The sequence below is a fragment of the Methylobacterium sp. M6A4_1b genome (assembly GCF_053345175.1).
This window is the reverse complement of sequence record NZ_JBKEZQ010000022.1, coordinates 41,451-63,569: the sequence shown is the minus strand read 5'-3', so window position 1 is coordinate 63,569 and position 22,119 is coordinate 41,451. Positions and strand designations below refer to the sequence as shown.

The 22,119-nt window shown below is 69.9% G+C and carries 22 protein-coding genes; 7 read left to right on the top strand and 15 right to left on the bottom strand.

What is annotated here, in order from left to right; genetic code table 11:
• Positions 1 to 1,418: homospermidine synthase (locus ACLBWX_RS18255; RefSeq protein ID WP_447678420.1), on the top strand; the 1,418-nt coding region annotated here is incomplete at its 5' end.
• A gap of 106 nt (positions 1,419 to 1,524) precedes the next feature.
• Here the strand turns inward: ACLBWX_RS18255 and ACLBWX_RS18250 are convergent.
• A complete protein-coding gene (locus ACLBWX_RS18250; RefSeq protein WP_447678419.1) occupies positions 1,525 to 2,538 on the bottom strand; it encodes a glycosyltransferase family 2 protein in 1,014 nt (337 codons plus the stop codon).
• A 492-nt stretch (positions 2,539 to 3,030) separates the two neighbouring features.
• Here ACLBWX_RS18250 and ACLBWX_RS18245 point away from each other — a divergent pair, with 492 nt between their 5' ends.
• From ACLBWX_RS18245 to ACLBWX_RS18230, 4 genes are all read left to right on the top strand, one after another.
• On the top strand, positions 3,031 to 3,222 hold the full coding sequence (locus tag ACLBWX_RS18245; protein ID WP_447678418.1) for a hypothetical protein: 192 nt from the start codon (positions 3,031 to 3,033) through the stop codon (positions 3,220 to 3,222).
• 8 nt (positions 3,223 to 3,230) lie between these two features.
• Complete coding sequence (locus ACLBWX_RS18240) at positions 3,231 to 3,575, top strand: hypothetical protein (RefSeq protein ID WP_447678417.1); 345 nt, start codon at positions 3,231 to 3,233, stop codon at positions 3,573 to 3,575.
• A gap of 24 nt (positions 3,576 to 3,599) precedes the next feature.
• Positions 3,600 to 4,442: a DUF1206 domain-containing protein gene (locus tag ACLBWX_RS18235; RefSeq protein ID WP_447678416.1), complete on the top strand. Its 843-nt coding sequence runs from the start codon at positions 3,600 to 3,602 to the stop codon at positions 4,440 to 4,442.
• 109 nt (positions 4,443 to 4,551) lie between these two features.
• A complete protein-coding gene (locus ACLBWX_RS18230; protein ID WP_447678415.1) occupies positions 4,552 to 4,899 on the top strand; it encodes a PepSY domain-containing protein in 348 nt (115 codons plus the stop codon).
• Between the two features lie 62 nt (positions 4,900 to 4,961).
• On the opposite strand, the gene ACLBWX_RS18225 is transcribed toward ACLBWX_RS18230, so the two are convergent.
• The 4 genes from ACLBWX_RS18225 to leuD form a co-directional block, all read right to left on the bottom strand.
• Complete coding sequence (locus ACLBWX_RS18225; protein ID WP_447678414.1) at positions 4,962 to 5,885, bottom strand: NAD-dependent epimerase/dehydratase family protein; 924 nt, start codon at positions 5,883 to 5,885, stop codon at positions 4,962 to 4,964.
• A 14-nt stretch (positions 5,886 to 5,899) separates the two neighbouring features.
• A complete protein-coding gene (locus tag ACLBWX_RS18220) occupies positions 5,900 to 6,286 on the bottom strand; it encodes a RidA family protein (RefSeq protein WP_447678413.1) in 387 nt (128 codons plus the stop codon).
• Positions 6,283 to 7,488: a lytic murein transglycosylase gene (locus tag ACLBWX_RS18215; protein ID WP_447678412.1), complete on the bottom strand. Its 1,206-nt coding sequence runs from the start codon at positions 7,486 to 7,488 to the stop codon at positions 6,283 to 6,285. Before ACLBWX_RS18215 ends, ACLBWX_RS18220 begins: the two co-directional genes overlap by 4 nt.
• 213 nt (positions 7,489 to 7,701) lie before the next feature.
• Positions 7,702 to 8,304 carry a 3-isopropylmalate dehydratase small subunit gene (gene leuD, locus ACLBWX_RS18210; protein ID WP_447678411.1) on the bottom strand — a complete coding sequence of 201 codons (603 nt, stop codon included), beginning with the start codon at positions 8,302 to 8,304 and terminating at the stop codon, positions 7,702 to 7,704.
• A gap of 176 nt (positions 8,305 to 8,480) precedes the next feature.
• Here leuD and ACLBWX_RS18205 point away from each other — a divergent pair, with 176 nt between their 5' ends.
• Complete coding sequence (locus tag ACLBWX_RS18205; protein ID WP_181017318.1) at positions 8,481 to 8,648, top strand: hypothetical protein; 168 nt, start codon at positions 8,481 to 8,483, stop codon at positions 8,646 to 8,648.
• A 28-nt stretch (positions 8,649 to 8,676) separates the two neighbouring features.
• Here ACLBWX_RS18205 and ccrA read toward each other — a convergent pair whose 3' ends face one another.
• On the bottom strand, positions 8,677 to 9,954 hold the full coding sequence (ccrA, locus tag ACLBWX_RS18200; protein ID WP_447678410.1) for a crotonyl-CoA carboxylase/reductase: 1,278 nt from the start codon (positions 9,952 to 9,954) through the stop codon (positions 8,677 to 8,679).
• A gap of 566 nt (positions 9,955 to 10,520) precedes the next feature.
• Here ccrA and ACLBWX_RS18195 point away from each other — a divergent pair.
• A complete protein-coding gene (locus tag ACLBWX_RS18195; protein ID WP_447678409.1) occupies positions 10,521 to 12,590 on the top strand; it encodes a protein meaA in 2,070 nt (689 codons plus the stop codon).
• A gap of 153 nt (positions 12,591 to 12,743) precedes the next feature.
• Here ACLBWX_RS18195 and ACLBWX_RS18190 read toward each other — a convergent pair whose 3' ends face one another.
• From ACLBWX_RS18190 to tsaB, 9 genes are all read right to left on the bottom strand, one after another.
• On the bottom strand, positions 12,744 to 13,919 hold the full coding sequence (locus tag ACLBWX_RS18190; RefSeq protein ID WP_447678408.1) for an MFS transporter: 1,176 nt from the start codon (positions 13,917 to 13,919) through the stop codon (positions 12,744 to 12,746).
• Entirely contained in the window at positions 13,916 to 15,592 is a 1,677-nt protein-coding gene (gene lnt / locus ACLBWX_RS18185) for an apolipoprotein N-acyltransferase (RefSeq protein ID WP_447678407.1), read from the bottom strand. The genes ACLBWX_RS18190 and lnt overlap by 4 nt, the downstream gene beginning before the upstream one ends.
• Before the next feature lie 10 nt (positions 15,593 to 15,602).
• Entirely contained in the window at positions 15,603 to 16,715 is a 1,113-nt protein-coding gene (locus tag ACLBWX_RS18180) for a hemolysin family protein (protein WP_447678406.1), read from the bottom strand.
• Between the two features lie 48 nt (positions 16,716 to 16,763).
• Positions 16,764 to 17,279 (bottom strand): rRNA maturation RNase YbeY, encoded by a 516-nt coding sequence (gene ybeY / locus ACLBWX_RS18175; RefSeq protein WP_447678405.1) that lies wholly within the window; start codon positions 17,277 to 17,279, stop codon positions 16,764 to 16,766.
• Positions 17,276 to 18,319 carry a PhoH family protein gene (locus ACLBWX_RS18170; RefSeq protein WP_447678422.1) on the bottom strand — a complete coding sequence of 348 codons (1,044 nt, stop codon included), beginning with the start codon at positions 18,317 to 18,319 and terminating at the stop codon, positions 17,276 to 17,278. Before ACLBWX_RS18170 ends, ybeY begins: the two co-directional genes overlap by 4 nt.
• Positions 18,320 to 18,502: 183 nt before the next feature.
• Positions 18,503 to 19,843, bottom strand: coding sequence for a tRNA (N6-isopentenyl adenosine(37)-C2)-methylthiotransferase MiaB (miaB, locus tag ACLBWX_RS18165; RefSeq protein WP_447678404.1), 1,341 nt, complete (start codon positions 19,841 to 19,843; stop codon positions 18,503 to 18,505).
• Positions 19,840 to 20,772 carry a lysophospholipid acyltransferase family protein gene (locus ACLBWX_RS18160; protein ID WP_447678403.1) on the bottom strand — a complete coding sequence of 311 codons (933 nt, stop codon included), beginning with the start codon at positions 20,770 to 20,772 and terminating at the stop codon, positions 19,840 to 19,842. The genes miaB and ACLBWX_RS18160 overlap by 4 nt, the downstream gene beginning before the upstream one ends.
• A 27-nt stretch (positions 20,773 to 20,799) precedes the next feature.
• A complete protein-coding gene (locus tag ACLBWX_RS18155; RefSeq protein WP_447678402.1) occupies positions 20,800 to 21,321 on the bottom strand; it encodes a GNAT family N-acetyltransferase in 522 nt (173 codons plus the stop codon).
• Positions 21,318 to 21,995: a tRNA (adenosine(37)-N6)-threonylcarbamoyltransferase complex dimerization subunit type 1 TsaB gene (gene tsaB / locus ACLBWX_RS18150; protein WP_447678421.1), complete on the bottom strand. Its 678-nt coding sequence runs from the start codon at positions 21,993 to 21,995 to the stop codon at positions 21,318 to 21,320. The genes ACLBWX_RS18155 and tsaB overlap by 4 nt, the downstream gene beginning before the upstream one ends.
• Between the last annotated feature and the right edge of the window lie 124 nt (positions 21,996 to 22,119).

Genomic DNA, 22,119 nt, shown 5'->3' with positions numbered 1-22,119 from the left:
TCCACGGCCGCATCACCGGCCCCATCGTGATGATCGGCTTCGGCTCCATCGGGCGCGGCACGCTCCCGCTGATCGCGCGTCACTTCGACTACGACAAGGCCCGCTTCACGGTCGTCGAGCCCTCCGACGCGCACAGGTCCCTGGCCGACAAGCACGGCCTGCGCTTCGAGCAGGTGGCGCTGACCAAGGAGAACTATCGCGACGTGCTGACGCCGCTGCTCACGGAAGGCGGCGGCCAGGGCTTCTGCGTCAACCTCTCGGTCGACACCTCGTCTCGGGCGATCATGGAACTGTGCCGGGAACTCGGCGCCTTCTACATCGACACCGTCGCGGAGCCGTGGCCGGGCTTCTACTTCGACAAGGACAGGAGCCAGGGCGACCGCACCAACTACGCCCTGCGCCAGGACATCCTGGACGCGCGCACCGCCAGCCCCGGCGGCACCACCGCCGTGTCCTGCTGCGGCGCCAATCCCGGCATGGTCTCGTGGTTCGTCAAGCAGGCGCTCCTGAACGTCGCCGGCGATCTCGGCCTGAAGACCGCCGAGCCGAAGGATCGCGCCGGCTGGGCCGCGCTCATGCGCGCGGTCGGCGTCAAGGGCGTGCACATCGCCGAGCGCGACACCCAGCGCGCCAAGTCGGCCAAGCCGATGGGCGTGTTCGTCAACACCTGGTCGGTGGAAGGCTTCGTCTCCGAGGGCAATCAGCCGGCCGAGCTCGGTTGGGGCACCCACGAGACCTGGATGCCGGAGAACGGCCGCGAGCAGGAGAAGGGCTCGCGCTGCGCCATCTACCTGCTCCAGCCCGGCGCCGACACCCGCGTGCGCTCCTGGACCCCCACGGCCCAGTCGCAATACGCCTTCCTGGTGACCCACAACGAGGCCGTCTCGATCTCCGACTACTACACGGTGCGCGAGGGCGAGCGCGCCGCCTACCGGCCGACCTGCCACTACGCCTACCACCCCGCCAACGACGCCGTGCTCTCGCTGCACGAGATGTTCGGCAATGGCGGCAAGGTCCAGGAAAAGATCCACATCCTCGACGAGACCGAGATCGTGGACGGCATCGACGAACTCGGCGTGCTCCTCTACGGCCACGCCAAGAACGCCTACTGGTACGGCTCGCAGCTCTCCATCGAGGAGACCCGCCGCATCGCCCCCTACCAGAACGCCACCGGCCTGCAGGTGACCTCCGCCGTGCTCGCCGGCATGGTCTGGGCGCTGGAGAACCCGGAGGCCGGCATCGTCGAGGCCGACGAGATGGACTTCCGACGCTGCCTCGAAGTGCAGTCCCCGTATCTCGGCCCCGTCATCGGCGTCTACACCGACTGGACGCCGCTGACCGGCCGCCCGGGCCTGTTCCCCGAGGACATCGACACCAGCGACCCATGGCAGTTCCGCAACGTCCTCGTGCACGGCTGAGTCGGGACGCCCCGACCAGGTCCAGAGCGTAGGAGATCACCGGCGCCCCGGGGCGGGCGCCGGTGGTCCTACTCGTGCGGCGCGGCGGGTCCGGTTCGCGCCGTGGCTACGCCTTTCCGAGCCTGCGTGCGCGCGCCGCCCCGGAATTCTGTGACAGGCGCTGGTAGGCGACCCGCGCGATGCGGATCGACCATCGCGGTGCCAGGAGCGTCGGCACAGCGCGAGTCCAGTAGCGCGGCATGGTGCGATAAGGCCGGTACAGGTACCGGATCGCGCTGATCGACGCCGCTGTTCGCACGGAGCCCAGCTTGGCGTTGTTCAGCCGCGCCATCACGTGCGAGTCGAAGATCCGTCGGCGGAAGGCGGTGCGCGCCTGGGGCTGGTGGGCGAACAGCGCGGAGGCGATCTGATCGTAACCCGCGACATCGATCTTCAGGCGATCCAACCAGCCGAACTTGGTCTTGAACTGATCATTGTCCGAACGGAAGCCGACGCAGGGTTCCTGCACCACCCCCCATTGCCCGAAGCGTTCGAAGACGCGGCCGATGATGTAGACCTGGACGTAATAGTTCTTGAAGGCCGCGATACGGGGATCGGAAGCGACCGCATTCCATTTCGCACGATCGATCACGAGCGCGGACATGAAGCCGAGCAGATCGCCGATCGTCGCGAACAGCGTCGCGGCGTCCACGATCAACTGGGTGGGCGGTGTATGACGGACGCCGGTCGGGTGCCGTAGCGTCACGTCGTAGTCGATCACCCCCAAGGTCAGGCCCGACACACCGGGCCAGCGTCTGATCGCGCCCAGCACACGCGCCAATCCGCCCGGTTCGAGCCGGTCGTCATCACCCATCAGCCAGACGTAATCGCCCGTCGCGGCCGCGACGACGGCCAAGAAATTGGCGTCCAGACCCAGATTGGTCGGCTGAGCGATAAGGACGAAATTCTTGATTCGGCCACGATAACTCTCGGCCATCGCGACGGTGCCGTCGGGAGAAGCGTCATCGCTCACGACGACCTCGATCTCGTCCTCCATACCCTGAGCAATGATGCTGTCGAGAAGTTCCGTCAGCATGCCCGCCCGATTGTAGGTCGGGATGCAGATTGAAATCACTGGCATGTCTGTCGGGGTCCATGCGGCGTGGCGCCGAAACGAAATCCACTCATCGCGACCCACTCCGTGGTCGATCCAGGAAAACAATCATCGGTCGTCCTGCAACGCAGAGTCGAGATGGCCAAAGGATAGGTATCGAATTGCGATGCGGCGGATCGCACAGGTACCAAAGGCGGCGATCCGGCCGGTTTTTGCGGTGAACCGGTGTGGTTCCGATGGCGCATGGGACTTGCTTTCGCCGCCGTACCCACCTGCGGTCGCCGATCGGTTCGGACGCGCAACGGGCCTATGCGACCGGCATCCGCGGCGGAGTCATACGATCACCAAGACTCGGGTGGCCCGCCCCGCCCGTCTCGCCGTCGGGTAGCCGGCCGGCACCGGTGAGCCGATGTACGGCGCTTCCGGATGGCAACCGCCCCGGAGAGTCGGCGCGCGGCCATCCGCGCGGCGCCACCCGAGCGAAGATACCCTCATGGACATTGCCGCCCGCGGACGATCATGCTGATCTGCCAGGATGCAGCGCGCATCGCGATCCGACGGTGCGATGCGGCCGAGGCGTGGTGTCCGGCCGCAGATGGGCGAGATCCGCTCGATCAGGCGGAACCGGCATTGTCTGCGTGGATCGCGGGCGTCTACGATGGCGTCGTGCTGTCGCCTCGCGTTCCCATCTTCGTTTCCAGCCAGGACTGAGTCGCCCGGTGCCTCACTTCGAAGATTTCTACGCCAACAAGCTGCGCGGTTCCCTCGGGGTCACCGACGCGGAATCGGTCCTCGACCTGCGCGAGACCAATCGCCCGACGGCGGAGGCCTCCCTGGCGGACATGCTGGAACGCAGCCGCTTCGGGAAGGGCAAGACGGTGGCGATCCGCCTGGCCCCACCGCCCGAGGGCGGAGGCGAGACCCTGTTCCAGCCGATCGGGCGCCTGCTTCTCGATGCAAAGCGCAAGGGCCTGGTCGATCGTCTCCAGACCCTGCCGTCCGGCGACGGTCTCGGATTCTACGTGGCACTATCCGGCAAGGCTGCGCGTTCCACCGACGGATAACGACGCGGGACACCGGGAAACACCTTGCTCAATCTCGGACACAACACGATCGAGCGAGTGGCCCGTTTCGGCTACGGGGCTCGCGGGATCGTCTACTGCATCGTCGGCGGACTCGCGGTGCTGGCGGCCATCGGCCAGGGCGGCCGCGCCGGCGACAGCGAGAGCGCGCTCCGCTGGGTCCTGGCCGGGCCGTTCGGCGTCTTCCTCGTCGGCCTGATCGCGCTCGGCCTCCTGGGCTTCGCCGTCTGGCGCTTCATCGAGAGCGTCACGGACGCCGACCGGCGCGGCACCTCGCCGAAGGGCACGGTCGTCCGTCTCGCCCACCTTCTCAGCGCCGTGATCTATACCGGCCTCGCCATCACCGCCGCCGGGCTCGCCCTCGGGCTCGGGCGCAAGGGCGGCGATGCCGCCCAGGACTGGACGGCCTGGCTGCTCTCCAAACCGTTCGGCCTTTGGCTCGTCGGCCTGATCGGACTCGGCGTGATGGGCGGCGGCGTCGCCTTCCTGGTCAAGGCGTACAAGGGCGACGTCACCGACCGCCTCAAGCTGGATGCCGCGCACTGCCGCTGGGCCAAGCCCATCGGCCAGTTCGGCTATGCCGCCCGAGGCATCGCCTTCCTGATCATCGGCGGCTTCTTCATCGCGGCGGCCTGGTATCAGGCCTCCTCCGAGGTGAAGGGCCTTGCCGGCGCCTTTGCGGCCCTGCGCGCGCAGCCCTACGGCTGGGTGCTTCTCGCCATCGTGGCGGCGGGCCACTTCGCCTTTGGCGCCTTCGGCCTGATCCAGGCGCGCTTCCGACACATCGACGCGCCCGACATCGACCAGACCGACGACGCCGTCGCGGCGGCGATCCGCGCGGTGCGTTGACGCCGCACAGGAACAAAAGCGGACCCTTGTCGATTGAGGCCCGGATCGCGGGATTCGATGCGGTGGCCGTCGGTCGCCGAACTCGGACCCGCACGAGGGGGAAGACACCATGCCATTTCGCACCAGCGCCTTCGTGCGTACGAATATTCTTGCCAGCGGCATCATAGCCCTCGGCCTCACCACGGCTCCGGCTTTCGCACAGGGAATCTCGATCGGACCCGGCGGCGTCCAGGTCGATCCCGGCTACCGACGCGGCTACGACGACCGCGGCCCGCCGCGCAGCGAGCTGAGCCGGGGCGAGGCGGCCCGCATCGCCCGCCGCGAAGGCCTCGTCGACGTGGATGGCGTCGACCGGCGCGGTCCGCGCATGATCGTTCGCGGCTCGGACCGCCGCGGCGACGACATAACGGTCGTTCTCGACAGCCGGTCCGGCGACGTCATCGACGTGCGGCGCTGACATCCGGCTGCCTGTCAGTGCTCTGAGTTGATCGAGGCCCGGCGTTCTGCGCCGGGCCTTCGTCATGCCTGAGCCCGGGCGAAGCGTTCCAGTCCGTCCCATGCCGTGCCGCCCGGCGCCCATCCGAGCGCGGGCAGCGCGTCGGAGCGGGCGACGAGGCTGGTCGAGAGGCGTGCATAGGCCGCCTCCTGCCCCGCGAGCCGGCAGGCGAGTCCGAGGAGCGCGACCGGCGCAGGCAGGAGTCCGGCCCGGCGCCCGAGACCGGACCGCAGCGCGGCGATCATCTCGCCCAGCGTCAGCGCATCGGGTTCGGCCACGATCATCGGACGACGGAGCGGCCCGTGGGCCTCCAGCGCCACGGCGACCGCCTGCGCGAGCGACTCCACCGAGACGAGCGAGCGCCGGGCATCGAGGCTCGCGAAGGGCAGCGGGGCGGCCGATCGGGCCAGTTGCAGGAGCGTCGCGACGTTGCCCTTCACGCCGGCTCCGTAGACCAGCACCGGACGAAGGGCGACCCAGTCGAGGCCGGTCCCGGCCAGGGCCGTCTCGGCGGCGAGCTTCGAGCGGCCATAGGCCTCGGTCGGTTCGGGCGTGTCCGCCTCGGTGACGATGCCGGGTGCCGAGATCCCGGTCTGGGCTCGGATCGAGGACAGGAAGACGAAGCGCTGCACCCGAGCCCGGATCGCGGCCTCGGCGAGGCGCAGGGTCGCCTCGGTGTTCGACGACCGGAAATCGTCCTCCGGCCTGCCGGACATCGTCGGGGACAGGCCGGCGGAATGCACCACCGCATCGACCCCGGCCAGCGCAGCCGCCATGTTCATCGGGCGGGTGAGGTCGCCGACGACGGCGCTGCTCGCCCCTTCCGGAACCTCGATCGGCCGCCGAAGCAGGACGCGCACGCGGAAGCCGCGCCGCGACAGGCTCTGCAACAGGTGCCGCCCGATAAAGCCGGTGGCACCGGTCAGCGCGATCAGCGGTCCGCCCAATGGTCGAGCCCTCCCTATGGCCGCAGCGCCGTGACCTCGATCTCGACCTTCATCTCCGGACGCAGCAGACCGGCCACGATCACGATCGTGGCGGCGGGCCGTATCCCGTCCAGCACCCGGCCGCAGACGCCGAGGATCGCCTCGGGATCCGACCGGTCGGTCACGTAGTAGGTCGCGCGCACGATATCGGCGAGGCCGGCGCCGGCCTCCGCCAGGACGCCCGAAATGGTGCGCCAGCAGGCCTCGGCCTGATCGGCCGCTCCTTCGGGCATCGTCATGCTGGCGTAGTCGTAGGCGGTGGTCCCCGCCACGAAGACGAAGCCGCCCTGCGCCACCGCGCGGGAATAGCCATAGGCCGTCTCGAAGGGCGAGCCCGAACCGAACAGTCGGCGCCGGCTCATCCGCGCCGGAGCGCTTCGAGAACCTTCGCCCCCGGCCGGCCGGTGGCCGGCATGCCGAGGCTGCGCTCGACCTCCTTGATCGCGTCGCGGGTCTTGGAACCGACCTTGCCGTCGGGCTCGCCCACGTCGAAGCCGCGCTTCGTCAGCCGGGCCTGCAGGTCGCGGCGCTCGGCCCGCGACAGCGGCGGATCGTCGGTCGGCCAATCGGCCTGGATGCCGCCGCGCCCGCGCAACCGGTCGGACAGCACCGCGATGGCCAGACCGTAGGATTCGGCGGCGTTGTAGGAGTAGAGCGCGTCGAAGTTCTTCGTCACCAGGAAAGCTGGCCCGTTGATGCCGGCCGGCAACAGGATGCCCGCCGGGCCTTCGCCCGAAAGCGGGCGGCCGTCGATGCGGGTCACCCCGAGCGACGCCCAGTGCGCCACCGCGTGCTTGTTCTTGCGGCCGGCCGCGCCCGCGTTGAAGCCGCGCGGCACCTTCACCTCGTAACCCCAGGGCTGGCCGTTGTTCCACTTGGCGACCCGGAGGAAGTTCGCCGTGGAGGCGACTGCGTCGGGCACCGAATCGACGAGGTCGCGGCGGCCGTCGCCGTCGCCGTCGACGGCCAGCCGCTGGTAGGTGGTGGGCATGAACTGGGTCTGCCCGAAGGCGCCGGCCCAGGAGCCGTTGAGGCGCGAGGGATCGATGTCGCCGCGCTCGATGATCTTCAGGGTGGCCATCAGCTCGCCCTTGAAGAACTCCTTCCGGCGGTGGTTGGCGCAGATCAGGGTGGCGAAGGACTGCACAAGCGGCATCTTGCCGAGATTCTTGCCGAAGTTCGACTCCACGCCCCAGACCGCCGCGATGGTGTGCCGGTCGACGCCGTACCGGGCTTCGGCATTGGTGAGCGCCTGCGCGTGCTGACGCATGGCGGCCTTGCCGTCGTCGACGCGCTCCTCGTCCACGAGGGCGGCCATGTAGTCCCAGATCGGCGTCTTGAACTCGGGCTGGGCCTGGCTGAGCTCGAGCACCTTCTCGTCGTAGGTGATGCCGGCCGTGGCCGCCCGGAAGGTCTGGGTCGAGATGCCCTGCGCCGCGGCCTGGGATTGCAGGCCGGCCAGGCAATCCTGGAAGTCGGCGCGGGCCGGCCCACAGATCGCCAGGAGGACCGCGGCCGCTCCGAGGGAGAGGGTCGCCGTTTGACCCGATCGGCCGAATGCCATGGTGATCTCCGCCAATGCGTTCGCAGGGAATGTGAGCGCGAATTCAGGCGATACCAGGGTTAACGAACGGTTGAGGCCGGCGCGGATTCGTTCCGCGGGGTGTCGTCGGATACATTCCGGAGCCGTCCGCGGGTACGTCCCACTTTCCCTGCGGGACAGGGACGTCCCGACCCTTCCGATGATCGGTACGGGCGTTGTCGGCCCGGACGGTCTTCAGGCGAAGCCGCGCGCCGCGAGCTTCTGCTCGTATGCGTCGATGGCCGGGGCGCGCTTCAGGGTCAGTCCGATCTCGTCCAGGCCGTTGAGGAGGCTCTCCTTGCGGCCGGGATCGATGTCGAAGTGCAGAGTGCCGCCATCCGGCCCCTTGATGGTCTGGGCCGCGAGGTCCACCGAGAGGGTCGCGTTGGAGCCCCGCTCGGCATCCTCGAACAGCTTCTCCAGGTCCTCGGGCGAGACCGTGATCGCCAGGATGCCGTTCTTGGCGCAATTGTTGAAGAAGATGTCGGCGAAGCTGGTGGAGATGACGCAGCGGATGCCGAAATCGGTCAGCGCCCAGGGTGCGTGCTCGCGTGAGGAGCCGCAGCCGAAATTGTCGCCGACGACGAGAATCCTGGCGTTGCGGTAGGCCGGCTTGTTGAGGACGAAGTCCGGGTTTTCGGAGCCGTCGTCGTTGTAGCGCATCTCCGAGAACAGGCCCTTGCCGAGGCCGGTGCGCTTGATGGTCTTGAGATACTGCTTCGGGATGATCCGGTCGGTGTCGACGTTGATGATCCGCATGGGCGCCGCGACGCCCTCCAGGGTGGTGAACTTGTCCATGATGGTCGCCGTGGTCCGTGAACGCCGTACGGCCCGGCCTCCCCGATCAGAGGTGGGGCCGGTCGCTTGAGGATCGGTCTATCAGCCCGCGCAACGCGCCGGAAGCCGGCCCCTCGCGTCTCGCGATCGTCGCGCTTCGCGCCTATGTTCACGCGAACGGACGAATGGGGGCAGGGATGGCCGAGACCACGAACCAGTTCAAGAAGGCGCCCAAGCGCAAGAAGGAGAAGGCCCGCTCGGTGACGGTGTCGCCCGAGATGCGCCAAGCCTACGCGGATCTGATCAAGCAGAAGGAGGAACGCGAGGAATATGCAAAGCACCTGCCCTCCGAGAAGGGCAGGTGATCGTGTCGCCGACGAAAGCTCGGGCGGCTTAGAGCCTCCCGGCCTCGATCACGTCTTCGACCGTGCGCAGGCCGGCGCGCGGAGCGTTCACGAGGCAGGCCATGTTGCCCGGCGCGTGCTGGTTCTTCCACATCTTGGTGTGGGCCTGGGGAATCTTGTCCCAGGGGAAGACCTCGCTCATGCACGGATCGATGCGCTGGTCGAGCACGAACTGGTTGGCGGCCGAGGCCTGCTTCAGGTGCGCGAAGTGCGAGCCCTGGATGCGCTTCTGGCGCATCCAGACGTAGCGGGCGTCGAAGGTGATGTTGAAGCCGGTGGTGCCGGCGCAGAACACGATCATGCCGCCGCGCTTGGCGACCAGGGTCGAGACCGGGAAGGTCGACTCGCCCGGGTGCTCGAACACGATGTCGACGTCGTTGCCCTTGCCGGTGATATCCCAGATCGCCTTGCCGAACTTACGGGCTTCCTTGAGCCAGGTGTTGTACTCAGGGCTGTTGACCTTGGGCAGCTGGCCCCAGCAGTCGAACTCCTTGCGGTTGATCACGCCCTTGGCGCCGAGGCTCATGACGTAGTCGCGCTTGGTGTCGTCGGAGATCACCGCGATGGCGTTGGCGCCCGAGGCCGCGCAGAGCTGCACCGCGAACACGCCGAGGCCGCCCGACGCGCCCCAGACGAGGACGTTCTGGCCCGGGCGGACGGTGTGCGGCGCGTGCCCGAACAGCATGCGGTAGGCGGTGGCGAGGGTCAGCGTGTAGCAGGCCGCCTCCTCCCAGGTCAGGTGCTTCGGGCGGACCATGAGCTGGCGCGACTGCACCCGGCAGAACTGGGCGAAGGAGCCGTCCCCGGTCTCGTAGCCCCAGATCCGCTGCGAGGGCGAGAACATCGGGTCGCCGCCGTTGCACTCCTCGTCGTCGCCGTCATCGCGGTTGCAGTGGACGATGACCTCGTCGCCGACCTTCCAGCGCTTCACCTTGGCGCCGACCTTCCAGACGATGCCGGAGGCGTCCGAGCCCGCGATGTGGTACTCGCCCTTGTGGACGTCGAAGGGCGAGATCGGCTCGCCGAGGCCGGCCCAGACGCCGTTGTAGTTCACGCCGGCGGCCATGACGTAGACCAGCACCTCGTCGTCGCCGATCTCCCAGACCGGCAGAACCTCGAGCTGGTGCGACTGCTCCGGAGGTCCGTGCCGCTCGCGCCGGATCGCCCAGGCATACATCGTCGCCGGCACGTGACCGAGGGGCGGGACCTCGCCCATCTCGTACAGGTCCTTGATTTCAGTCGTGCTCGACGCAGCTGTCGCGGCCATCTCGGCTCTCCCCGTTACTTCTTGTGCTGCCCGCTATATCGGCGAACCGGGGACCCTCCAAGACCCCGAACGGCCAAGAATCTTTTTGTCTGCCTGCAAGAAAGGTTAAGGCGCACAAGAAGAAGGCGCCGGCTGAACCGCCGCTCCGATGTATTCAATATTATCGTTGTGCTGCGGGCCTTTGGAAGCTTGGGGGATCCAAGACGGCCGGACGTGAAACGGCCCATTCGACGGTGGGACCGTCGGTCACGCCGCGGCACAGGTCGGCGTGCGTCGTGTACCAATGTCCAGGCATCCAATCCGCGATCGTCGATGGGAAGTCCCCGCCGCGGGGCCGATCTTGTCCACAAGCGGCTGGCATCGCGTTCTCGCCGGCGCACCCACGGACGGCACGTTTCCGTGAGCGCCTTCGGTCCGGCGAGGGCATCGGGGCGAGCGCGCGCAGGATGTCCCCCGGTGCTGATGACGCGGCGAACGCGCTTCGCTAGGGTGCGCGGCAAGTGGTCGACCGCAGTCAAATGCAATTTGAGATCACATCAAATTCAGTCTTGAGGGGGAGTTCCGGGATGAGCGGACAGGCAGCGGTCGCGGAGACGACGAAGCGCGACAAGCCGTGGATCATCCGCACCTATGCGGGCCACTCCAATGCCAAGGAGTCGAACGAACTCTACCGCGGCAACCTGGCCAAGGGGCAGACCGGCCTCTCGGTGGCCTTCGATCTGCCGACCCAGACCGGCTACGATCCCGATCACGAACTCGCCCGCGGCGAGGTCGGCAAGGTCGGCGTCTCGATCGCGCATCTGGGCGACATGCGGACCCTGTTCGACCAGATCCCTCTCCAGCAGATGAACACCTCGATGACGATCAACGCCACGGCACCGTGGCTGCTGTCGCTCTATCTCGCGGTGGCCGAGGAGCAGGGGGCGCCCTTCGCGGGTCTGCAGGGCACCACCCAGAACGACATCATCAAGGAATACCTCTCGCGCGGCACCTACGTGTTCCCGCCCGCGCCCTCGCTTCGCCTGACCAAGGACGTGATCCTGTTCACGACCAAGGAAGTGCCGAAGTGGAACCCGATGAACGTCTGCTCCTACCACCTGCAGGAGGCCGGGGCGACGCCGGTTCAGGAACTGTCCTATGCGCTGGCCATCGCCATCGCGGTGCTGGACACCGTGCGCGACGATCCGGACTTCGACGAGGCGAGCTTCGCCGACGTGTTCAGTCGGATCTCGTTCTTCGTGAATGCCGGCATGCGGTTCGTCACCGAGATCTGCAAGATGCGGGCATTCTCGGAACTCTGGGACGAGATCGCCCAGGAACGCTATGGGATCACCGACCCAAAGAAGCGGATCTTCCGCTACGGCGTCCAGGTCAACAGCCTCGGACTGACGGAACAGCAACCCGAAAACAACGTCCATCGCATCCTCATCGAGATGCTGGCCGTGACACTCTCCAAGCGGGCCCGCGCCCGTGCAGTCCAGTTGCCGGCCTGGAACGAGGCGCTGGGCCTGCCGCGCCCGTGGGACCAGCAATGGTCGATGCGCATGCAGCAGATTCTCGCCTTCGAGACGGATCTCCTCGAATACGACGACATCTTCGACGGCTCGAAGGTCATCGACGCCAAGGTCGAGGCGTTGAAGGCCGAGACCCGCAAGGCCCTGGAGGAGATCGGAGGCATCGGCGGCGCCGTGGCGGCGGTGGAGACCGGCGCCCTCAAGCGCGCCCTGGTGGAATCCAACGCCAAGCGCATCTCGGCCATCGAGACCGGCGACCAGGTCGTGGTCGGCGTCAACAAGTTCCAGGCCGGCGAGCCCTCCCCGCTCACCGCCGGCGAGGGCGCGATCTTCACCGTCTCCGAGACGGTGGAGATGGAGGCCGAGCAGCGCATCCGCGAGTGGCGCTCCAAGCGGGACGGCAAGGCCGTCGAGAAGGCGCTCGACGAGCTCGAGGCCGCGGCGCGCTCCGGCGCCAACATCATGCCGGTCTCCATCGCGGCGGCGAAGGCCGGCGTGACGACCGGCGAGTGGGGCGGACGCCTGCGGCAGGTCTTCGGCGAGTACCGCGCCCCCACCGGCGTCACCCTGGAGACGGTCTCCTCGGGCGCGGCGCAGGACGCCAAGCTTCTCATCGCCGATCTCGGCGAGCGACTGGGCGAGACCCCGAGGCTCGTGGTTGGTAAGCCGGGCCTCGACGGCCACTCGAACGGCGCGGAGCAGATCGCCCTGCGCGCCCGCGACGTCGGTTTCGACGTGACCTACGACGGCATCCGCCAGACCCCGGCCGAGATCGTCGCCAAGGCCAAGGCGACCGGAGCCCACGTCGTCGGCCTGTCGATCCTCTCGGGGTCGCATGTGCCGTTGGTGCGCGACGTCCGGGCGAAGATGCGCGAGGCCGGCCTCGACCACGTCCCCCTCGTGGTCGGCGGCATCATCTCGCCGGACGACGAGCTGGTGCTCAAGAACATGGGCGTCACGGCGGTCTACACGCCCAAGGACTATGTCCTCGACACCATCATGGTGGGCATCGCCAAGGTGGTGGAGCGCGCCCTCGACAAGCGCGCCGCCGAACAGGCCGACGCCAAGGCCGGCATCGCCGGGGCGATCCCGCGCGGCGAGTCCACCGAAAAGGTGTTCTGAGGGCGCCCGCCGCCCTCGGGTCGGCAAAGCCCTGCCCTTCGTCCGACGGATCTCGTGCTGGGTGCGGGATGCGTCGGACCGAGGACGAGGCGAGGGACGCAGGGCGTTCCTCGCTGCCTCGGTCGGATCAGCGCCCCCTGCCCTTCGACGCCCTCAGACCCTGCCGACGTAGCGATCGCGTCCGGCGCCCAGGCTGCACAGGAACGCGCAGGCCGCGATGGTGCAGAACAGGGCCGTCGAGGCGGCCCAGGTGCCGGTCAGGTCGTGTGCCAGCCCGAAGCTCAGGGGGCCGAGGGAGGCCACCGTGTAGCCGACGCTCTGCGACATGGCCGCGAGGCTGCCGGCGGCAGCGGGGTCGCGGGTGCGCAGGACGATGATGGTGAGGCCGAGGCCGAACAGGCCGCCGAGGCCGGCGCCCAGCAGCATGCCGATCGGGAGCGCCCAGGCGAGCGGGCCGTAGACCAGGGCGACAAGGGCCACGGTGCAGAGGCCGAGCAGGCCTGCCGCGAAGCCGCGCTGGTCGCGGACCCGGGCCGCGAAGGACGGCACCAGCAGCGCCGCCGGGGCCTGCCCGATGCTCATCAGCGAGGACACGAACCCGGCCTCGACGGCGCTGAGCCCCCGGTCGTGCAGCACGAGGGGTAGCCAGCCGAACATGATGTAGGCCAACGACGATTGCAGGCCCATGAAGCCGGTGACCTGCCAGGCCAGGCGGTCGCGCCACAGGGAGATGCGCCGCGCCGCCCCCTCGCCGGCCTCGGGCGCCCGGGCGAAGGGGGTCCAGGCGAGGGTCGCCAGGAGGGCGGGCACGGTCCAGAGGGCGAGCGCCCCGGGCCAGCCGCCGAGCCCGTCGGCGAGCGGCACCGCCAGGCCCGCCCCGGCCGCGGCGCCCAGGCAGAGCACCATGGTGTAGAGGCCGGTGACGAAGCCGGTCTGGCCGGGAAAGTCGCGCTTGACCAGACCCGGCAGCAGCACGCCCGAGAGCCCGATTCCGATGGCGGCGAGGCAGGCGCCGACGAAGAGCGGCCCGAGGCCGCCGAGGCCCCGCAGGCCGGAGCCGAGGGCGACGATCGCCACGGCGACGAGGACGCCGCGTTCCGCGCCCAGGCGGCGCATCACCCAGGGTCCGAGGGTGCAGGCGAGGCCGATGCAGAGCACCGGCAGGGTGGTGAGCAGCGCCGCCCCGGCCGCGGTCAGCGCCGTCTCCCCGCGGATGCGCTCCAGCAGCGGGCCGACCGTGGTCAGGGCCGGGCGCATGTTGAAGGCGACCAGCATGATGCCGAGGCCGAGGAGGATCGGCCGCGCGGTGGCCGGAAGGGTGCTCTTCACGCGCTCCGCCGCCGTGCCGTCAGGCTGGTCAGGAAGGCGCCGACCCAGATCAGGGCGAAAGGCAGGTCGCCGAGGCTGGCATAGACCGTCCGCCCCGCGAGGCGGGCCGGCAGCGCGGCATCGAGGACACCCTCGACGCCCAGCGGCAGACTGGCGGTGATCCGGCCATGGGCGTCGATCACGGCCGAGATACCGGTATTGGCGTCGCGCACGAGGGGGAGCCCTTCCTCCACGGCGCGCAGGCGCACCTGGGCGAGGTGCTGCCGCGGCCCCGGCGTATCGCCGAACCAGGCGTCGTTGGTGAGGTTGAGAATCAGCCCCGGCACCGGCGCCGGACCGTTCGGCGTCGCGCCGGGTACGATCGCTCCCGGGAAGATCGCCTCGTAGCAGATCGTCGCCGCCACCGGCGGCAGGCCCGGCACGGTCATGATCCGCTGGGTCGCGCGATCACCCGCCGTGAAGCCGCCCGGGATCGAGACGAATTGCCGGATGCGCAGGGCTCGAAGGGTCGCGTCGAGGGGCCCCGGCAGGTACTCGCCGAAGGGCACCAGATGGACCTTGTCGTAGATGTCGCCGAGCTTCGGCCCGGCCGAGATCGTCAGGATGCTGTTGAAGAAGCGCGGCCGCTCGTCGCCCACCGGCACCTCGGCCCGGGCCGCGCCGGTGATGAGCTGCTTGCCGGGCGGAAAGGCGGCGGCGATCCGGGCCATGGCCTCCGGGTTGCGCTGGATCAGGAACGGAAAGGCGGATTCAGGCCAGATCACGTGGGTGACGTCTGCGATGCCGGTGCGGTCGGGCGCGGCGGCGCGGTCGCTGAGTTCGAGGTAGCGGTCGAGGATGTCCTGCCGGTTCTCCGGCCGGAACTTGGCGTCCTGGTTGAGGTTCGGCTGGACGAGGCGCAGACGCACGCCCGGAACGACAGGATCGGCTACGGTCGGCACCCGCTGGGCGCCGAATCCGGCGAGCCCCGCGAGGGCGAGGCCGGCGAGAGCAAGGGGGACGAAGCGTCCGCGCCGGGTCTCAGCGACCGCCAAGGTCGCGGGGACCGCCGCGACCAGGATCGCCAGGAACGTCAGGCCGTAGAGGCCGACCACGGACGCGCTCTGCATCAGCCAGAGGTTCTGCCCCAGCGCCATGCCCAGGGTATTCCAGGGAAATCCGGTGAAGAGATGCCCGCGCATCCACTCGCAGGCGGAGAGACCGAGGGCCAGGGCGACGATGCGCAGCGCCCCGCGCGACCAGAGCAGGCGGGCGACGGCGAAGCCGAAGGCGTAGAACAGGGCGAGCACCGCCGGCAGGCCGACGACGCCGAGGGGCAGCGCCCAGAGGAATTCCTCGGCCTCCACGAGGAATGCCGAGCCGAGCCACCACAGGCCCGCGGTGAGGTAGCCGAAGCCCCAGGCCCAGCCGATCAGCGCGCTGGCGAGCACCGCGCCGCGGGTGGCCCGGCGCCCGGTGGCCGCCCCGTCCACCAGCCAGACGGCGACGCTCAGGGAGACCACGAGGGCGGGGAAGAGCCCAAAGGGCGGCATGGCGAGGGCGCCGACCGCGCCGGATGCCGCGGCGACGGCGAGGCGGCGCCAGCCGGCGGTCAGCATGATCCACTGGGCCAGGGCGGTGAGCGGTCCCGTCGCCGGACCGCGCCCGGCGCGGTCCGCGGGGATCGAGGTCATGCCGGCTCCGTCACGGGACTGGCGATTCGGGCGCGGGCTTCGGGGCCGGCAGGGCCAGCGGCACCACGGCGGTGATGCGCGCGTCGCCGCGTTGCAGGCGCAGGCGCTTCACCCGGCGCGGATCAGCGTCGAGCACTTCGAATTCGAGGTCGCCGGGCCCGCTGATGAGCTCTCCGCGCGAGGGCACCCGCCCCGCGAGGGTGACGATCAGGCCGCCGATGGTGTCGATTTCCTCGGCCATCTCGCCGACAGCCGCCACGAGGTCGACCCCGCTGGCCGCCGAGACCTCGGCGAGGCCCGCGCGGGCATCGGCCACGAAGACGTCGCCCTCACCGTCGACGCGCTGGACGAGGTGACCCTCGGCGACGTCGTGCTCGTCCTCGATGTCGCCCACCACCATCTCGATGAGATCCTCGATGGAGATCAGACCGTCGGTGCCGCCGTACTCGTCGATTACGAGGGCCATGTGGGTCCGCGTCGCCTGCATCCGCACGAGGAGGTCGATGGCCGGCATCGACGGCGGCACGAACAGCACCGGACGCTGGATGCGGGTGGCCGCCAGGGTGGCCGAGAAGTCGACGTTGGCGAGGTTGAGCGAGCGCAGAGCCCGCGTGCCCCGCCGCGCCCGAGGCGGCAGCACGGGGGCGGCCTCGCCCTCGGTCGTGGGCGTCGCGGGCGGGTTGCGGCGACTGCCGGCCTCGGCCCGGGCTGCGATGTGGTCGACGAAGTCGCGGATGTGAACCATGCCGCGCGGGTCGTCGAGGGTCTCGCCGTAGACCGGCAGGCGCGAGTGACCGGCCGTTCGGAACAGCTTCAGGAGGTCGCCGAGGCTGGTTTCCATCGACACCGCGACGATGTCCGCGCGCGGGATCATCACGTCGTCGACCCGCACCTTGTGCAGGCCGAGGACGTTCTTGAGCATGGCGCGTTCGAGGGGCGAGAACGCGTTCTCGCCGGTATCGGGCTCGGCCAGCGCGTCCTCGATGTCGTCGCGCAGCGAATCGCGGGGACGCAGGTGGAAGACGTGCAGGAGGCGGTCGTACCAGGGCTCGCGGGCCTGGCTCTCACCGTCGCCTGAACTGGGCGCGGCCTGGGCCGCGCCGCGACTTCGATCGTTTGTCATGACTCTCTGATCTGGGAGGTCGGGCAGGATGGCCGCCCGCGGTGCCGCTCACGCGGCCGAGGGTTCTGCCGCGTAAGGATCGGGAACGCCGAGCGTGCGGAGAGCCGCCACCTCAAGGGCTTCCATCGCGTCGGCATCCGCCTCGCCGGTCTCGTGGTCCTGACCGAGGAGGTGAAGGGTGCCATGGACGAGGAGATGGGCCAGATGGTCGCTGAGCGGCTTCGACTGCTCCGCACTTTCGCGCAGCATCGTGTCATACGCAAGAACCACGTCGCCGAGAGGCACCGGCATGCCCGCATGGGCGGGTTGCGCCGGCGCGGGGAAGGACAGCACGTTGGTGGGCTTGTCCTTGCCGCGCCAGGTCCGATTGAGCTCCTGCACCACCGCGTCGGTTGCGAGCAGGATGCTGATCTCGACGGCTCCATCCGGAGGCTCGGGGGCGACGGCGAGGCCGGCCTCCACGGCGCCAATCACGAAGGCCTCGAGGTCCGGCGCGACTTGCTCCCAGCGCGGGTCCTCGATCGCCACGTCGATCTCCGCCTCGTAGGCGGCGACCGCGCTCACGAGAGCGGCCTCCGGCGCGAGACCGCGTTGCGGTCGGCATCGCTCTCCCCGTGGGACGCGGCCTCGTAGGCGGTGACGATGCGGCGGACGAGGTCGTGCCGCACCACGTCGACGTCGCGGAAGGTGACGCGGCCGATGCCCTCGACGCCGTCGAGGACGCGCACGGCCTCGACGAGGCCGGATTTCTGGCCCGGCGGCAGATCGATCTGGCTCGGATCGCCGGTGATGATCATCCGGGAATTCTCGCCGAGGCGGGTGAGAAACATCTTCATCTGCATCGAGGTGGTGTTCTGCGCCTCGTCCAGGAGCACCACGGCGTTGGTGAGCGTGCGGCCGCGCATGAAGGCCAGGGGCGCGATCTCGATCACGCCCGTCTGCAGGCCGCGGTCGACGTGGCGCGCCTCCATGAAGTCGTAGAGGGCGTCGTAGATCGGCCGGAGATAGGGATCGACCTTGTCGCGCATGTCGCCGGGCAGGAAGCCGAGGCGCTCGCCGGCCTCGACGGCCGGGCGCGACAGGATCAGGCGCTCGACATGGCCCTGCTCCAGCAGGGAGACGGCGTAGCCGACGGCCAGCCAGGTCTTGCCGGTGCCGGCCGGCCCCTCCGCGAAGACGAGCTCCTGGCTCCGCAAGGCTCTGATGTAGGCGTCCTGCGCCGCGTTGCGGGCGCGCACCGCGCCGCGCTTGCGGGTGGCGAGCTGGTCGAACACCGGCCGGTCGGGCTCGGCGCTGACCTCCGCGGCCGGGAAGAGGTTGCCCTGCTGCGTCGTCTCGTGGATCGCCCCGTCGACGTCGCCGAGAGTCAGGGGGAGGCCGCTCGCCTTCACCCGGGCGTAGAGCCGTTCGAACACCTTGCGGGCCTTCTCGGCCGCCTCGACGCTGCCTTTGACCACGAGATGGTTGCCGAGCGCGGTGGCGGTCACGGCGAGGCGCCGCTCGATATGGGCGACGTTCTGGTCGTACTGGCCGAAGACGAGGCTCGCGAGGCGATTGTCGTCGAAGGTCAGGGAGACTTCCTCGGTCTCGACCAGCCCCCCGATCCGCGCCGCCGGGCCGCGCCCGCGCAGCGCGCCACCGCGCCCCCCCGCCCCTTCAGATCCTGGCACGCCGTTGTCCTTCGTTCGGTACAGAGATTCGCAGACGAACCCGAGATGGGCACCCGGGTCGCACCGGACAGGGTCCGGCCGGCGCGGCGTATCGCCCGACGGGGCCGGTGCGCACCCTCAAGCGGCCGCCGCCGCGCCGCCGACGGCCTCGCCGAACAGGCTGTTCGACCCGGCCCGGACGACCCGCACCGGAACCACGGTGCCGATGGTGGAGGTCGGCGCGTCGAACTGGACCGGCAGAAGATGTGGCGTCTTGCCGGCGACCTGTCCGGGATGCCGGCCGGCCTTTTCCACCAGGACCTCGACGACATGGCCGACGGCGGCGGCGTTGAAGGCGTGACGCTGAGCGTCGAGGAGGGTCTGGAGGGCCGCGAGACGAGCGGACTTCACGGCCTCCGGCACCGCGTCGACGCTCTCCGCCGCCGGTGTCCCGGGGCGCGGGCTGTACTTGAACGAAAAGGCGCTGGCGAAGCCGATCTCGCGCACCAGCCGCATCGTGTCCTCGAACTCCGCATCGGTCTCGCCGGGGAAGCCGACGATGAAGTCGGAGGACAGGGCGATGTCGGGCCGGGCGGCGCGCACCCGCTCGATCAGGCGGCGATAGGCGTCGCCCGTGTGCCGGCGGTTCATCGCCCGGAGCACCCGGTCGGAGCCCGACTGCACCGGCAGGTGCAGGTAGGGCATCAGCACCGGCAAGGTACCGTGCGCGGCGATGAGGTCGTCGTCCATGTCGTTGGGGTGGCTGGTGGTGTAGCGCAGGCGCAGCAGGCCGGGGATGCGCTCCAGGGCGCGCATCAGCGCCGGCAGGGTCGCGCTGCCACCGTCGGGTCCGGCTCCGTGATAGGCGTTCACGTTCTGGCCGATGAGGGTGATCTCGCGGACGCCGCCGCGCACCAGCTTCTCGGCCTCGGCCAGGATCGCGTCCACCGGGCGCGAGACCTCGGCACCGCGGGTATAGGGCACGACGCAGAAGGCGCAGAACTTGTCGCAGCCCTCCTGCACGGTGAGGAAGGCGGTGACCCCGTGGGTGCGGCGGGCCGGGAGGTGGTCGAACTTGTCCTCGACGGGAAACTCGGTGTCGACCACGCGCTTCGTGGCCGAGCGCGCCAGCAGGTCCGGCAGGCGGTGATAGTTCTGCGGGCCGACCACAACGTCGACGGCAGGAGCGCGGGCCAGGATCTCGGCGCCCTCGGCCTGGGCGACGCAGCCGGCCACGACGATCCGGGTCTCGTGCCCGGCCTCGGCCCGCTCGCCCTTGAGCACCCGCAGGCGGCCGAGCTCCGAATAGACCTTGTCGGCGGCCTTCTCGCGGATGTGGCAGGTATTGAGGATGACGACGTCCGCCTCCTCCACGGCGTCGGTCGCCGCGTAGCCCTCGGCGCCCAGCACGTCCGCCATCCGGGCGGCGTCGTAGGCGTTCATCTGGCAGCCGTAGGATTTGACGTAAGCTTTCTTCAACAGTCCGATTCCGGTGACACCATCTCCGCGCCGCGCATAGCACGGTTCGTCAGCGGCGTCGCGACCCCTCGATCCGGGGACGATCTGTCATCCGATCGAGGCTGCAGCCCACGTCCGGACCAGACCGGCCCCAGCGGCGGCCGACCCGTCACGCCGCGCTGCACGGCAGCCCGCACCGAGGCCTCGGCCAGGGCGGTGGCGCGCTTCCGGTCTGTGCCGGCTTCGACGGCGATCGGCGTTCCCCAGACCACGTGGACGTCGATGGGTCCGCCGGCGAAGAAGGCGTCGAGGTGGGGCGCCAGGTCCATGTCGCCGTACCAAGCCACCTCCGGGCGCTCGGCGCGCACCAGCGGCAGGCCGTTACGGCGCGGATAGGTGATGGCCAGCGGCTGGAGCCGGATGCGGGTCGGCCCCTCGCCGGCGACCGCCGCGCGGGCGGCACCGACCAGCGAGGAGCGGAACGGCAGCAGCCGCGTGCCGTCACCGGTAGTCCCCTCGGCGAAGAGCACGATGAGGTCACCCCGGCCCAGGCGCTGCGCCACCGTGGCGTTGACGTTGGCGGTGTCGGCCCGGCGCGCCCGGTCGATGAACACCGTGCGCTGCAGCCGCGCCAGGGTGCCGACCACCGGCCAGCCGGCGATCTCGGACTTCGCCACGAAGGAGAGGGGCCGCAGGGAGCCGAGGACGATGATGTCGAGCCAGGAGACGTGGTTCGATAGCACGAGCGCCGGCTCGCCCGCCTCCGGCGGCGTGCCGCTCTGCGTCACCCGCAGGCCGAACAGCGCGACGAACACCCGGTGGAACAGCACCGGCATCCAGGCGGCGATGCGACCGCGCCCGAAGCGGAGGCTGAGAAAGTGCGGCCCGACGAAGGCGAGGAAGGCCAGGGCGCAGAGCGCCAGACGGCAGAACGCGCCGAGGCGTGACATCGGCCGGTCAGCACCCGCCGGTTGGCGTCACGCCAGTACCGCCGTCATGGTCAGCGCGGTCGCGCGCGCGCCGTCGGCGCGGGTGTAGTAGCCCGTCCGCTCGCCCACCTGCCGGAATCCGTGCCGGGCATAGAGCTTGAGTGCCGGCGCATTGCCCTCGTCGACCTCGAGATGGACCGTTCGCACCCCGGCCTGGACGAGGTGATCGAGATGGGCGGCGACGAGCTTGTGCGAGAGGCCGCCGCCCCGCGCGGCGGGCGCCAGCACGACGGTGAGAATTTCGGCCTCGTCCGCCGCCCGGCGCGACAGGACGAAGCCCTGGATCGCGCCGCCCTTCCACAGGGCGTGCGCCTCGGTGGAGCGCTCGCACAGCATGCGCTCGAACTCGTGCGCGTCCCAGGAGCGGGCGAAGGCGGTGGCGTGGATGCGGGCCAGCGCCCGCGCCTGCCCGGAATCCCGCAGCAGGGTGACGTAGGGCGCCGTGCCCCAGGCTTCCCACCAGGCGGACCAGACCTCGAAGGGCCAGAACGGCGTCAGCGAACGGGTCATCGGCGGGCGAGTCTCGCGTGATCTTGCGGCTGGGCGTCGGGACCGCGCAGGTAGAGCGGACGGGCGAGCGCCTGGGCGGGGTCGGCGAGCATGCCCAGCGAGGCCACCCAGGCGATCTCCGCCGCGCCGGTGCCGGCGACCGCGACGTCGAGGCCCCGCGCCTTCGCGGCCCGGGCGACCAGGGGTGCGCCGGAGCCGACGAGGGTGACCACCCCGTCGAGCATCGCCGCCGCCTCCTCCACCGGCACGTGGCTCGGCGGCACAACGATGCCGTCGGTCATGCTCATCGCCTGGAGGTAGACCGAGCCGTGCCGGGCGTCGATGGCGGCCACGATGAGACCCTCGCCGTTCAGGGCGAGCAGCGGCGCGAGCAGAGCCGAGAGGGTCGTGACGCCGACCACTGGGATGCCGGTGGCGAGCCCGATGGCGCGCGCGGCGGAGAGACCCACGCGCAGCCCGGTATAGCTGCCGGGGCCGACCGTGACGGCGACGCGGTCCAGGGCCTCGAAGCCGCCCTCCACCCGCGCGACCACCCGCTCGACCATCGGCAGAAGCGCCTCCGCATGGCCGCGCCCGAGGACCATCGACTCGTGCGCGAGGAGATCGTCGGTCGAATCCGAGGCGATGCAGACGGAACAGGCGTCGAGCGCCGTGTCGATGGCGAGGATACGCAACGTCACTCCCGATCGTGCCACATGCCCGGACCGCGCGGAGGCGTCCGGGGACACGACTTTAAGACAAAAACGGCCGCTCCGTCAGGGCGGAGCGGCCATCATGGGCAAATTCGGGCGAACCTGT

What these genes read in the sequence shown, in the direction of transcription:
- ACLBWX_RS18250 (WP_447678419.1), bottom strand. Translation starts at nt 2,538, where the DNA reads ATGCCAGTGATTTCAATCTGCATCCCGACCTACAATCGGGCGGGCATG.
- ACLBWX_RS18245 (WP_447678418.1), top strand. Translation starts at nt 3,031, where the DNA reads ATGCTGATCTGCCAGGATGCAGCGCGCATCGCGATCCGACGGTGCGAT.
- ACLBWX_RS18230 (WP_447678415.1), top strand. Translation starts at nt 4,552, where the DNA reads ATGCCATTTCGCACCAGCGCCTTCGTGCGTACGAATATTCTTGCCAGC.
- ACLBWX_RS18220 (WP_447678413.1), bottom strand. Translation starts at nt 6,286, where the DNA reads ATGAGCCGGCGCCGACTGTTCGGTTCGGGCTCGCCCTTCGAGACGGCC.
- ACLBWX_RS18215 (WP_447678412.1), bottom strand. Translation starts at nt 7,488, where the DNA reads ATGGCATTCGGCCGATCGGGTCAAACGGCGACCCTCTCCCTCGGAGCG.
- leuD (WP_447678411.1), bottom strand. Translation starts at nt 8,304, where the DNA reads ATGGACAAGTTCACCACCCTGGAGGGCGTCGCGGCGCCCATGCGGATC.
- ACLBWX_RS18205 (WP_181017318.1), top strand. Translation starts at nt 8,481, where the DNA reads ATGGCCGAGACCACGAACCAGTTCAAGAAGGCGCCCAAGCGCAAGAAG.
- ccrA (WP_447678410.1), bottom strand. Translation starts at nt 9,954, where the DNA reads ATGGCCGCGACAGCTGCGTCGAGCACGACTGAAATCAAGGACCTGTAC.
- ACLBWX_RS18195 (WP_447678409.1), top strand. Translation starts at nt 10,521, where the DNA reads ATGAGCGGACAGGCAGCGGTCGCGGAGACGACGAAGCGCGACAAGCCG.
- lnt (WP_447678407.1), bottom strand. Translation starts at nt 15,592, where the DNA reads ATGACCTCGATCCCCGCGGACCGCGCCGGGCGCGGTCCGGCGACGGGA.
- ACLBWX_RS18180 (WP_447678406.1), bottom strand. Translation starts at nt 16,715, where the DNA reads ATGACAAACGATCGAAGTCGCGGCGCGGCCCAGGCCGCGCCCAGTTCA.
- ACLBWX_RS18160 (WP_447678403.1), bottom strand. Translation starts at nt 20,772, where the DNA reads ATGTCACGCCTCGGCGCGTTCTGCCGTCTGGCGCTCTGCGCCCTGGCC.
- ACLBWX_RS18155 (WP_447678402.1), bottom strand. Translation starts at nt 21,321, where the DNA reads ATGACCCGTTCGCTGACGCCGTTCTGGCCCTTCGAGGTCTGGTCCGCC.